Source organism: Actinophytocola sp. (assembly GCF_049647105.1).
Lineage (GTDB): Bacteria > Actinomycetota > Actinomycetes > Mycobacteriales > Pseudonocardiaceae > Actinophytocola.
The window spans coordinates 1-12,801 of sequence record NZ_JBARWZ010000076.1 but is presented as its reverse complement, the minus strand read 5'-3'; the positions used below and the strand labels follow the sequence as shown (position 1 = coordinate 12,801).

At 70.7% G+C, this 12,801-nt stretch carries 8 protein-coding genes; 5 read left to right on the top strand and 3 right to left on the bottom strand.

Annotated elements, in window-relative coordinates; all coding sequences use genetic code 11:
• Positions 1-79 precede the first annotated feature (79 nt).
• The 3 genes from WBA97_RS09260 (at position 80) to WBA97_RS09250 (ending at position 4,545) form a co-directional block, all read left to right on the top strand.
• Positions 80-1,480, top strand: coding sequence for a hypothetical protein (locus WBA97_RS09260; protein ID WP_424230317.1), 1,401 nt, complete (start codon positions 80-82; stop codon positions 1,478-1,480).
• A 246-nt stretch (positions 1,481-1,726) separates the two neighbouring features.
• Positions 1,727-3,862 (top strand): histidine kinase, encoded by a 2,136-nt coding sequence (locus WBA97_RS09255; protein WP_424230316.1) that lies wholly within the window; start codon positions 1,727-1,729, stop codon positions 3,860-3,862.
• Positions 3,862-4,545: a response regulator gene (locus WBA97_RS09250; RefSeq protein ID WP_424230315.1), complete on the top strand. Its 684-nt coding sequence runs from the start codon at positions 3,862-3,864 to the stop codon at positions 4,543-4,545. Before WBA97_RS09255 ends, WBA97_RS09250 begins: the two co-directional genes overlap by 1 nt.
• 341 nt (positions 4,546-4,886) lie before the next feature.
• Here WBA97_RS09250 and WBA97_RS09245 read toward each other — a convergent pair whose 3' ends face one another.
• Entirely contained in the window at positions 4,887-5,519 is a 633-nt protein-coding gene (locus tag WBA97_RS09245; protein WP_424230314.1) for a response regulator transcription factor, read from the bottom strand.
• Between the two features lie 195 nt (positions 5,520-5,714).
• Complete coding sequence (locus tag WBA97_RS09240; protein WP_424230313.1) at positions 5,715-7,058, bottom strand: hypothetical protein; 1,344 nt, start codon at positions 7,056-7,058, stop codon at positions 5,715-5,717.
• A gap of 175 nt (positions 7,059-7,233) precedes the next feature.
• Here WBA97_RS09240 and WBA97_RS09235 point away from each other — a divergent pair, with 175 nt between their 5' ends.
• Together WBA97_RS09235 and WBA97_RS09230 are read left to right on the top strand one after the other, a co-directional pair.
• Positions 7,234-9,981: a choice-of-anchor D domain-containing protein gene (locus WBA97_RS09235; protein ID WP_424230312.1), complete on the top strand. Its 2,748-nt coding sequence runs from the start codon at positions 7,234-7,236 to the stop codon at positions 9,979-9,981.
• A 79-nt stretch (positions 9,982-10,060) separates the two neighbouring features.
• On the top strand, positions 10,061-11,725 hold the full coding sequence (locus WBA97_RS09230; protein ID WP_424230311.1) for a hypothetical protein: 1,665 nt from the start codon (positions 10,061-10,063) through the stop codon (positions 11,723-11,725).
• Positions 11,726-11,741: 16 nt separating this feature from the next.
• On the opposite strand, the gene WBA97_RS09225 is transcribed toward WBA97_RS09230, so the two are convergent.
• Positions 11,742-12,801 (bottom strand): NADase-type glycan-binding domain-containing protein (locus tag WBA97_RS09225; protein ID WP_424230310.1); only part of this gene is annotated, 1,060 nt, incomplete at its 5' end.

The following is a 12,801-nucleotide window of genomic DNA, read 5'->3' as shown; positions in this document are numbered from 1 at the left end:
CGGGACGGCCTGGCAGTGGGCCGCGGGTGACCGTTCGGGCGACGAAAGCCTCACTTCCGGGCACTGGCATCATTCGCGTGTGACTCAGCCCGCACCTGGCTACCGGCCGTACCAGCCCATGGCACCCATGATGGGCGCCCCCATGCCGCAGAAGTCGAGAGGCGGTCTCACCACGTTGGTGGCCGGTGTGCTGACGCTGGTCGTGGCCGGCCTGGTGGTGGGCGGCTCGTTCGGCGCCGTCTCCACCTTCCGCAACAGCATCGAGATCGACGGCGACTCGTCGGTCTACGCCACGAAGACGACGTGGTGGGGCTTCGCCGACGACGGCAGCACCAGCCCGATCGACGACGAGAGCCTCCTGGCCGGGCTCGCGCTCGTGCTGGCGGCGGCGCTGCTGGTGATGGGCGCGGTGTTCGCCTTCGTGGCCGCGCGGACCAGGACGTTCGGTTCCGTGTCGGGTGCCCGCTCGCTGATCTCGGCGGGCGTCGGCGTGCTCGCGGGCGCGACCGTGCTGCAGCTGCTTTCGTTGCTGAATCAGATGGAGCAGTACAACGACCAGGAGCTGGAGGCCGGCGAGACGCTGGAGTTCACCGCGGGGCTCGGGTTGTGGCTGCCGCTCACCGGTCTCCTGCTCGGGTTGGTCGCCGTGGTGCTGGTACACGTCGGCCAGAAGCCGAGCGACGTACGGGTGGAGCCGAACACGCCGCGCATGGGTTTCCCGGCGCCGTACGGGTACCGGCCGCAGATGCCTGTCCATGCGCCCGCCGTCGATCGGCCCACCGAGGTGCAGGGTGACGATTCCGCGCAGACGCAGGTGGTCAGCGGGGCCACCGCGGCAGGCGGCGCTCCGGGTGCCGCGGCACCGGTCACTCCGGCGACCACCTCGGCGGCTGACTCGCCGGCCGCATGGGCGGCCGCCGCCGAGTCACCGGTCACCCCGGCAACCGGTTCGCCCGCTTTCGCCGCCGGTTCGCCCGCAGCGCCTTCCCCGGCCGAGCCACCCGCCACCCCGGCGACAGACGCGCCTGCCGAGTCAGCGACATCTGCCGAGCGGCCCACCGCTCCCTCGGCGCCCGCCACTCCCCCGGCGCCGGTCTCCCCGGCACCGGTCGAGCCACCCGCCGCCCCGGCGACAAAGGCGCCCGCCGAATCGGCGACACCCGCCGAGCGGCCCACCGCTCCCTCGGCCCCCGGCATTCCCGCGCCCGGCACTCCTGCGCACGCCACTCCCGCGGGTCCCAGCGCTCCCGCGGGTCCCAGCGCTCCCGCAGCACCCAGCGCTCCCGCAGCGCCCGGCACTCCTCCGGCGCCCGCCACCCCTGCACCGGTCGAACCGGCCGATCCCCCCGCGGCGACGCCACCTCCGGCTCCGGTGACCCCGCCCTCGGCTCCGGCCGGTGAGGCGGCGAAGCCGACCCCACTGTCGGAGCTGCCCGCCGCTCCCCCCGCGCCGGAACGGTCCACTTCGGACGACAAATAGCGACCCGGCCGGTTCGGATCGCCGAACCGGCCGGTCATTCAATGGCGCACTATCGGGCAGCGGTGCCGAAATGCCCTGTCGTGAGCCTCGGCGGTGGGGGATGATCCTGGAGTGATCGGCCCGGCGGGCGCGCGGCGTGTACCCGCCTCGCTCCTACTGCTCACCTTCCTTCTCTTCGGGGTGGCCGGCTGGTGCGTCTGGTCCAGGGCCACTTCGCCCACGGACGGTGCCACCGTCAGCCCTGCGGTGAGTGCTGTCTCCATCGGGCACATCATCGTCTCCGACGCGACGCGCGGGAGCGTGCTGCGGCCGGGCGACGAGATCCTCGCGATCGACGGACAGCGGCTTGCCGAGCGGGCCGAACACCTGCCCGGCGGACATCGCGTGGCGGCGGGTGACACGCTCACCTACCTCGTCGACCGTGGTGGGGAGACCCTCGTACTGCAGGTCACGCTGCAGAATTTCCCGCTCCTCCACGCCATGCGCGGCTGGTGGCCCATGCTGCTGGTGACGGCGTTGCTCGTCACCACGAGCGTCACCGTGTTCTGGGCTCGGCCGCGCGATCCGGCCGCGCACGCCACGTTGCTGACCTCGGCCATCGGCATCGTCGCGATCACCGGGGCCGGGTTCTTCCCGTTGATGGCCGTCGACCTCGTCGCCGGGTACCAGTTCTGGGGGCACTTCACCGGGCAGGTCGCGTTCGCGTTGTTGTGGGGTGCGGTGCTGCACTTCGCCATCGCGTTTCCCGCCACCACGGTCACGCGCAAGCAGCGATGGCTGATCGCGGGCGGGTACGCCGGGCCGCTGGTGCTGTACGGGCTGGTCTGGCTCGGCACGCTCGCCGTGCTCGGCGAGCCGCTCGAGCGGGTCCACGTGCTCGTCGTGCCGGTGCTGCCCACGTTGTTCGTGTACCCGCCGCTGATCGTCACCGTGCTGGTCCGCAAGTACCGCGGCCGGCGTGGTGAACCGACGCGCAAGCCGCTCCTGTGGCTGCTGGCGGCGCTCATCGGGAGCGTGGTCGCGTACTTCGCCATCTGGGTGGTGCCTGTCATCACCAACGGGCGCCCGCTCGTGCCGTACGAGATGCAGGCGCTGCCGTACATGGCGGTCCCGATCGCGATGTCGGCGGCCGTGCTGCGGTACCGGGCACTGAACATCGAGGTCGCGGTCAGCCGCACCGTCGTGTACGGGGCGCTGACGATCGGCGCGGTCGGCGTGTACGTCGCGGTGGTGTCCACCTGGTCGGCGCTGTTCGGGCCGGTGACGAGCGTGTGGTGGCAGGCGGTGGTGGTGGCGGGCATCGCGGTCCTGTCGCAGCCGGTGCGCAGGCGGCTTCAGGCACTGATCAACCGGCGGCTCTACGGCGACCGGGACGACCCGTACCGCGTGGTGTCGGCGCTCGCGTCGCGGCTGGAGAACACGCCGACCGCGTCGACGATGCTGCCGGAGATCGTCGAGACCGTGTCCGCCGCGCTGCGGCTGCCGTACATGGCGATCGAGATCCAGGCGCGTGGCCGCAGCGAGACCGCCGCGAGCGTCGGCACACCGACCGGGGAGCTGCACCGGATGCCGCTGACGTTCCACGGTGAGCGGGTCGGCAACCTCGTGGTGGGCAGGCGGTCGGCGCTGCGGGAGCTGACGCGGCCGGACCGGATCGCGCTCGCGGAGGTCGCGCGGCACGCGGGTGCCGCCGTGTACACCGCGCGCCTCACCCGCGACCTGCGCCGCAGCCGCGACCGGCTGGTGCGGGCGCGGGAGATGGAGCGCCGGCGGATCCTGCACGAGCTGCACGACGGGGTCGGCCCGACGCTCGCGGCGGTGGCGCTGGGGCTGGACGTGAGCAAGCGGACGGTCGGGGACACCTCGCCGACCGGTGAGCTGCTCGGCAGGCTGCGGGACGAACTGCAGGCCGCGATCGTGGAGATCCGCAGGCTCGCGCACGGGCTGCGGCCGCCGGTGCTGGACCGGATCGGGCTGATCCCGGCGATCCGCGAGTACGCGGGCGCGCTCGCGAGCCGCACGGCGGGCAGTGACTCGTCGGTGGACGGCGTGACGATCGTGCTGGAGGTGCCGTCGAGCATGCCGAAGCTCCCGGCGCCGGTGGACGTGGCCGCGTACCGGATCATCTGCGAGGCGTTGACGAACGTGACGCGGCACGCGGCGGCGAGTTCGTGCGCGGTGCGGCTGTGGGTGGACGACGACCTGCACATCGAGGTCGTCGACGACGGGGTCGGGCTGCCCGCCGTGACTAACGGCGGCGTGGGGCTGTCGTCGATGCGGGAACGGGCGACGGAGCTGGGTGGGGAGTGTCTGGTGGAAGCGGAGCGGGAAGGCGGGACGCGGGTGTTCGCCACGCTTCCCTTGCCGAAGGAGGGCGGTTGATGGAGCCGACACAGGAGCCGGTACCGAGGCTGCGTGTCCTGGTGGTCGACGACCATCCGCTGTTCCGGTTCGGGCTGTGCACGGTGCTGGCGGCCGAGCCGTCGCTGGATGTCATCGGTGAGGCCGCGAACGGGCGGGACGCGGTATCGGCGGCGCGGACGTTCGAGCCGGACGTCGTGGTGATGGACCTGCACCTGCCGGACATCGACGGCATCGAGGCGACCAGGCAGATCGTCGGTGAGCGGCCCGGCACCGGCGTGATGGTGCTGACCATGTTCAACGACACGGAGTCCGTGTTCGCGGCGATGCGGGCCGGGGCGCGCGGGTACCTGCTGAAGGGGTCGGGTCAGGAGGAGATCGTGCGCGCGGTGCACGCGGTCGGCCGCGGCGAGGCGATCTTCGGGCCGGACATCGCGACGCGGGTGCTCGGGTTCTTCAACAGCGGCCCGATGACGCAGACGGACACGGTGTTCCCGGAGCTGACCTCCAGGGAGCGCGAGGTGCTCGCGCTGATCGCGGACGGGGAGAGCAACTCGACCATCGCCCGCCGCCTGTCGCTATCCCCGAAAACAGTCCGCAACCACGTCTCGAGCATCTTCACCAAACTCCACGTAGCCGACCGCGCCCAAGCAATAGTCCGAGCCCGCAAAGCAGGCCTAGGCGAAACCACCAACGGCCAATAACCCCCCACCCAACGAGTCCACACCTGAAAACCCGCGAGTCCACGGTTGGGGACCCGCGAGTCCACGGTTCGGGACCCGCGAGTCTACGGTTCGGGACCCGCGAGTTGACGGTTCAGAACTCACGAGTTGGTGATTCGGAACCCGCGAGTTGGCGATTCGCCCCGTCATCGACAGCGCCGAACGGAACCGCCAACTCGGCGGTCCCCAACCGTGGACTCGCGAGTCCCCAACCGAAGACTCGCGGGTTCTGAACCGTGGACTCGCGGGTTCTGAACCGTGGACTCGCGGGTTTTTATGCGGGCTCGTGGGGGTTGGGGTGGGTTGGGGTGGGGTGGGTGGGGTTAGATTAGGCCTTCGCGGAGGGCGTAGGCTACGGCGTGGGAGCGGTTTCTTAGTTGGAAGCGGTTTGTTACGTCGTGGAGGATGCTTTTTACTGTGCGCTGTGAGTAGCAGAGTTTGTCCGCGATTTCTTTTGTGGACAGTCCGGATGCGACCAGGCGCAGTACCTCGGTCTCCCGGTTCGTGATGCCGGCCAGGTGCAGACCACGGGGCTCCAGTACGTGGCGCTGCAGACGGGACACCCGGTTCAGCAGGCGGCCGAGGATGTCGGGCGGCAGTGCGCCCTCACCGACGGCGGCGGCCTTGATCAGTCGCACCAACAGGTCCGGCGTCGTGTCGGCGCGGCGGGCGACCGCGCACACCCCGCCCTCGACGGCCGTCAGGATCTCCGTGTCCTCCAGCTCCCCCGCGATGAGAACCACCCTGGTGAACCCCCGCACCTGCAACGTGCGCAACAGCTGTGCCCCCCGGTCGTCGAACCGGTCGGTCACCACGAGCGCGACCGCCTCCGGGGACGCCGTCTCCTCGTCGACCAGCCACACCTCCTGCCGCGTGCGGAGTGCCATCTGGACACCGCTCTGCAGGATCGGGTCGGTCGCTCGCACTACGACCGGGATACGGCTTTGCTCCAACATCAATTCTTCCGCTCTCTAGCACGCCCCCGACTCGACGCCCAGCACGTCGAACCCGCGCACCGAGAACATTGCCCGAACGTGCGTCCCAGGCACATGGGACTGGTGTCCCGAGTTTGCCCGTCCGTACCACGGACCGTGTCCACACGGGCACACAGCGGGGCCCCCGACCGTGTCGGGGGCCCCGAAATGGACTACTCAGTTGGGTGTCGGGCCCGAGAGCCTGCCCGAGAAGGACACGGCGGGCGAGCACTTGCCCGTCGCGGGTTCCGGCGCGCCCGGCAGCTGGCAGCTGACCTCGACGGTCAGCGGCTGGTCGGGGCTGAACGTCCACGGCTCCAGGAAGTGGAAGTCCATGTCGCGGAAGTTCTGCAGCCCCGTCGCGTACAGCACGTTGTCACCGCGCTTGATGGCGAGCGTGCCACTGTCGCCACGCGGGTTCTGCAGGATGATGTCGGTCAGCACCAGCGTCTTTTCCGGCACGATGACCCCGGCCGGCACCTTGAACGACTCGAACTCGGCCGGGTCGGCCTGGGCGTCCGCGTCGGTCGTGATCCGGAAGTCCACAGCGGACCCTCCCGAGATGTCCACGCCATCGTCGTCGGTCGTCGCACCCCGGCCACCGCCGCCGGTGCCCTCGGGGGGACCGCCACCGGCCGCCATCTCGTCGACCTTCTTGTCCGCCGCGGCGGCCTGCTCCTCGGCCGCCACCGCACGCCGCTCGGCGAGCTCGACCTTGTCCTCGAGCTCGGCCTGCACCTTCTCGGCCGCCGACTTGCCCGCCTCGCGCGCCGCGGTCTGCACGGTCGGCTTGACGAGCGTGAACCACAGCACCGCCAGCACGACCGCCGCCGCGAGCACCGCGACCGCCGCGGGCAGCAGCCACTTCGGCAGCAGCTGCTGCTGCACGACCGTGCCGTCCATGTTGACCGGCGGCTGGTCCGGTGCGATCGCGGTGACCCCGAACGGCAGCCGTTTGTCGGCGCCGCGCAGGAACCGGTCATACGGCTTGGCCTTCAGCTTCAGGAACGCGGACGTGCCCGGCTGCACGGTGAGCGTGCTGTGGTCCAGCGACAGCCGAAGCTGCTCCTCCGGGTCGTTCGTCACGACCTCGACCGGGATCGGGTAGTTGCCGGAGTTCTCGACGACGACTTCGTGCACGGCCTTGGTACGGCACCGTGATGACTTCGGCGACAGTTCCAGCTGCAGGTCCATGAACGGCTCGACATCAACCGATCCCTCGGCGACCGACGAGTTCGGCGGGTCCTCGCGCGAGAGCACCCGCACGCCGAACGGCACCGGCCCGGCGGGCACCGACGAGTCCCGTGGCGGCGCGAACCGCACGGTGGCCTCACCGTCCTGCCCCGGCATCAGGTTCATGACGTGCGGCGTGACCTCGACCCATTCCCGCGAGTCGCCGACAATGTCCAAAGTGAACTGGTCAACCAGTGTGCCGTTGTTCCGTACCAGGACCGTCGCCTCGACCGCCTGGCCCGGAGTCACGGACAGCTGCCGGTTGGCCAGCGACGTGGTAGCTCCCATGGCAGAACAGTGTCGCGGCGTATCCCGCCGGTGACAGCTTGCGCGGGGGAGCCTGGCAGGGCGGCGCAGGCTGCCCCATCGGGCGCACCCGGGCGTCCACTACGCCACCCGCGCGCCGGGACCGGCGCCACGCGATTCCACATACCGTCGGGCGCGGTGAATCTGGAGGTCCCCCGTGCCTGTATCCCTGCTCCGCGGCAAGCGTGCCGTTGCCGTGGTCGTCGCCGCGACGATGGTCGGCGTTTCCGCCGCGGTGTTGCTGTCCGGTCAGAACACGTCCGCACGTGCCGCGGCCGCGCCCGGCTCCACCGTACGCGCATCCGTCTCCGACGACAGCACCCAAAGCGGCGGCGCGTACTCGGAGCTGTCCTCGGACGGCACGACCGTCGTGTTCACGAGCTACTCGCGGCTCGACACGCTGCCGAACGACCACAACGAGGCCGTTTACGTGCGTGACCTGCGCAACGGCCGCACGGTGATGATCAGCCGCGGCCAGTTCGTTCGCCCGCAGGAGCCCGAGACGCCCGTGCCGACGACGACCACCACGACACCCACCTTCGAACCGCCTCGGCTCGCGGGGAAACCGAAGCTGTCGTTGAACGGCAAGCGACAGCAGCAGGAGCCGGAGTACGGCGAGGTGGCGCCGAACGGCTTCAGCACCGAACCGACGGTGTCCGCCGACGGCCGCTTCGTCGCGTTCGTCACGCAGGCCGACAACATCATCGTCGAGGACGCGGACTCCGACCAGGACCTGCTGGTGTGTGACCGCGACCCCGACGGTGACGGGACGTTCGACGAGCGACGCGAGGACGGAAGCCTCGTCTACCGCTACTTCCGGGCGAACGAGCCACAGTATGTCGAAGGCGGCGGCGACTACTACCGCACCGACGCACCGTTCGCACCGAAGCTGTCCGACGACGCGAGCCGCATCGTGTGGGAGGACGAGCGGATCACCGACCACCTCGGCTATCACCACATCGTGCGCACCGCCCCGCTCACGGCGAACGGTGCGGGTCCGGTCCAGATCGTCGGCACGGACTTCGGCCAGGTGGAGACGCTCTACCAGGCCCAGCCGGACGTGTCCGCCGACGGCCGGTTCGTGGTGCTGGTCGTGGACTACGAGCGGCAGGAGATCAACGGCGAGTTCCCGACCTGGGTCACGTTCCACGCGGTGATCCGCAAGGACATGCGGACAGGCACGCTGGCCCGCGCCGACCTGGACGTGACCACGACGCCGGGCAAACCCGTGCCACTGTCGGCGGACCGGACGGTGCACCTGGCGTCGCCCGCCATTTCGGGCGACGGGGGCACGATCGCTTTCGAGGCGGAGGAGTGGGCCGACGTCTGCAACGACGGGTGCTGGCGCTCGGTCGCCGACCAGCCGACGGTGTACGTGGCGCGCGTGCAGGAGGACGGCACCGCGGTCGACTCGGCCATCGCGTCGCGGGACAACGGGAACGAGGTCGTCAACGGCTTCCGCCCCGCGCTGTCGGGTGACGGCCGGTTCCTCGCGTTCGTCACCGACAACCCCGGTGTGCACGACGGCGTCGACGTCGCGCTGGACCTGTACGACGACAGCTGCGTGACCGACTCCGACTCGGACTCCGTCGGGCGTGCGCTGCCGCCGGTCTCGGAGAAGCGGGACGGGCGGGTCGTGTGCCAGGTCGTGGTGCGGGACCTGGTCGTCGACCGGCAGCGGCTCACCGACGAGCAGCCGAGGCTGCCGGGCACGCTCGCGTCGGCCGGCACAGGAAGGGACTGCGCGCAGCCGCTGCCCGATGGCGCCACGTGCGGTGGCGACGACGACTCACCGCCGTACGACGCGGCCGCACCGTCGTTGTCCCGCAACGGTTCCACGATCAGCTTCGACTCGAACGCGACCGACCTGGTGCCGGACCTGGTGGACGACAACGAGCAAACCGACGTGTTCGTGCGGACGTTCCGCCCGGAGCTGCGCGCGGACCCGACGCCGCTCGAGTTCGGCGACGTGACGCTCGGCGAGACGCTCGACCGGGTCGTCCGGCTCGACCACGTCGGCTTCGGCCCGCTCGTGGTGACCGAGCTGGTGGTCGACGACTCGGCCGTGTTCACCATCGGCGCGCAGACCTGCACCGGCACGGAAACCGTTGTGCTGCAACAAACTGGTAGCTGCGAGGTGTCCGTGACGTTCGCCCCGGAAGTCGATGGCGAGCAGACCGGCACGCTGGTGGTGCGGCTGCGCGACGGCCGTGAGTTCACGGTTCCGTTGCGCGGCAAGGGTTTCGAGGAGGAGATCCCGCCGGAGGACGGCCGGTTCGCGGCGAGCCCCGACCCGCTGGACTTCGGTGACCGGCTGCTGCTGTCGGCCAACCCGGCACAGGCGGTGACCGTGACCAACACGGGCGGCACGGACCTGACGGTGACCGGTGTCGGCGTGGTGACCCCACCACTCGCACCCGCCGACTTCACGATCGAGTCGGACACGTGCACCGGCACTCCGGTGCCCCCGGACGGGACGTGTCAGGTGACCGTCCGGTTCTCGCCGCAGAGGATTGGCCAGAGGACGGCGGTGCTCCGCTTCACCGACGACGTGCCGGACGACACCCCGCACCTGATCGGCCTGACGGGCACCGGCGGCACCCCCGCCGTCGCGGTCTCCCCCGGCGTCTCACAACCGGGCCGCACGATCACCGTGACCGGCACCGGCTTCGCCCCGAACCGCCCCGTGACGATCACGATCACCGGCTCGGTGGAGAAAGCCACCGCCCAGCCCGACGGCACGGGCACCTTCAGCAAGGTCGTGCTGATTCTGCCCAGGTCCCCGATCGGCACCCACCCGGTGGTCGCGACCATCGACGGCACCGATCCGGCGATCTCGGCCGCCAAACCGGTGCTGATCGTGTCCCCGTCGGTCAGCCCGGCGGACTTCGTGATTCGTAACTGACCGTCACCCGGGTGGCGGCTCCCCGTCACCCGGGTACAGGTGCAGGGTGGAGACACGGCACCCTGCTCCGGGAGCGCGATTGGTCACAGGTCGGCAGCAACACCTCAACCAGGCGCTCCTGCGTATCCCACGGCGCGCCGAGAACTCCGCTCGGCACACCGTGTCCAAGACCTACGTCGAGGCCGGGTCGTTCGCGGCGCTGCTGCACTCCAGCGATCACCAGATCCTGTACGGCAGGCGCGGTACCGGGAAGACGCACGCGCTGCTGCACCTGTCCGACCTGCTCGCCGGCATGGGTGACGTGGCCGTGTACGTCGACCTGCGCACCATCGGGTCGGCGGGTGGCATCCACGCCGACAGCGCGCAGACCGCGGCGGAGCGCGGCACGCAGCTGCTCATCGACACGCTCGAGGAGGTGCACGACGGCCTGCTCGCGGTGGCGATGGAGCGGGAGGTTTCGGAGCGGAGCTTGCGGAGCGACCATCAGTCCGGGCGAACCTCGCCAAGCGACCATCAGTCCGGGCGGAACTTGCCAAGCGACCATCAGTCCGGGCGGAGCGACCAGCACTACGATCCGACCGCCCTGCTCCGCGAGCTGGACGCGCTCGCGGAGGCGGCCACCACCGTGAAGGTGGTCGGGGAGGTAGAGCGGGAGACGACGTTCGCGGGCGAGGCGGAGACGACGCAGTCGGCGGGGGTGACGCTGTCGGCCTCGCCCGGCGTGCGGGCTTCGGCGAGCAGCAAGCGGTCGGTGTCCGCGCAGAGCAGGCTGCTGCGCACCGGGGTCGAGCGGCACCAGGTGATGTTCGGGCCGCTCAGCCGTGCCGTGCGCGGCATCGTCCGTGCGCTCGCCCCCGCACGGCTGTGGCTGCTGCTCGACGAGTGGAGCAGCGTGCCGAGGGATCTGCAGCCCTTCCTCGCGGACCTGCTGCGAAGGGCGGTGCTGCCGGTGGGCGGGCTGACCGTCAAGATCGCGGCGATCGAGCGGCGGTCCCGGTTCGCGGCGCCGACAGCGACCGGTGGCTACGTCGGCATCGAGGTCGGCTCGGACGCGGCGTCGTCGGTGGACCTGGACGAGTTCCTGGTGTTCGACAACAGCGCGGCCCGTGCGCGGGAGTTCTTCGCGCGGCTGTTCCACAACCACACCGCGGTCTGGCTCGCGACGATGGTCAGGGACCCGCCATCGGACGTGACCGGTTTCGTCGACGAGTACTTCAGCCGCACCGCGTTCACCGAGCTGGTGCGCGCCGCGGAGGGCGTGCCGAGGGACGCGATCAACATCGCCGCGCTCGCCGCGCAGCACGCGCACGACAAGCCGATCACCGTCGCCGACGTGCGCCGCGCCGCCCGCGACTGGTACCTGCGCGACAAGCAGACCGCCATCCGAGGGCACGAGGACGCGCGTGCCGCGCTGCGTGCGCTCGTCGACGAGGTGGTCGGGCACCGGAGAGCGCGGACGTTCGTCGTCGACCAGCTGGCCGTCGAACGCGCCGGTGTCGTCGAGGATCTGCACGACGCACGGCTGCTTCACCTGCTGCGCCGCGGGATCGCCGATCCGAACCATCCCGGCGCACTGTACGACGGGTTCGCCATCGACTACGGCTGCTACGTGTCGCTGCTGCTCGACGACGCGAAGTTCCACGCACGCGGCAAGGGCGACTGGCTCAACTCCCCCGCAGGCGTGCCACCGGAGGGCTTCAAGTTCGCCAGGGCGGCGATCGACCTCGGCGCGCTACTCGGGTAAGCGATCCACGCGACGGCTACACCTCCTCGAAGAACTCGATCTCGCTGATGGCCAGTGTGTTGCCGGTGACCGACTTGAAGGTCGTCACCACGTGGATCTCCACGCTGGACACGCCGTCGGCGTTCTCGATCTCCAGGGTCTGCGGGTCCGGCAGGTCCTGGAGGCTGACGTCCGTGGTCTTGCCGGTGGAGAACACGAGATGCAGCTTCTGTGCGCGGGAGGTCGCCTTGAAGTCGGCGCCGTCGCCGTTGTGGACGATGATCCGCGCGAGGTCGACGGTGCGGTCGAACTTCACCACCATGTTCGGCTCCTCGGCGCCCATCGGTGCCGCCCAGAAACTGTCGGACGCACCGTCCACCGCCAGGTTGGCGGGGTGGTCGGGCAGCGCGAGCGACGCCATTGGCGCCTCCGAGGCGGACACGGGGACGTACTGCGGGAAGACGAGCCGCTCGAACGTGCCCTTCGTCTCCGCCGCGCGCTCGTTCACCCAGCCGCGGAACGGCGCGAACATCCCGTACGCGATGCCACCCAGCAGGAGCAGGATCGCGACCGCCCTGCGCGCGAACCTGAACGTCGCGCTGACCGCGATGCCGAGCTTGGACTTGCCGCCCCGGCCGCGACGTTTCGACCGTTCGCCCGCCTTGCGCACCTTCGCGCCGCGCCTGGGCAGGAGCTTGCGCCACCACGGGGTCTTGACCACCGTCGCGGTGGCGAGGGACGTGCCGCACCGGCTGCAGAACTTGCGGGTGGGCGGGTTGCCCTCGCCGCACTCGCCACAGACCAGCTCGCCGGGCTGGAGCTTCTTCGACGGCGGCTGCTTGCGGACCTGGGGTGGTTTCTGCTGCGCCTCCTGCGGGGTGACCGCTTCGGGTTGCGCGGTCGCCGTCCCGGTCACGGGGGCGACCAGCTCCCTGACCTCGGACTCGGAGGCCTTGGGTTTGGCCGGCGGTGGTGGCGGCAGGACCGGCCCACCCGACGGCTTCGCTGGGGGCGGGGGCGGCAATGCCGGACCGGACGCCGGTGGTGGCGGGGGCGGCGGCGGCTTGGGCGCCCCAGGTGGCGGGGGCGGCTTCGGC

Coding starts and splice junctions, on each gene's coding strand:
- WBA97_RS09245 (WP_424230314.1), bottom strand. CDS start 5,519: ATGTTGGAGCAAAGCCGTATCCCGGTCGTAGTGCGAGCGACCGACCCG.
- WBA97_RS09240 (WP_424230313.1), bottom strand. CDS start 7,058: ATGGGAGCTACCACGTCGCTGGCCAACCGGCAGCTGTCCGTGACTCCG.
- WBA97_RS09250 (WP_424230315.1), top strand. CDS start 3,862: ATGGAGCCGACACAGGAGCCGGTACCGAGGCTGCGTGTCCTGGTGGTC.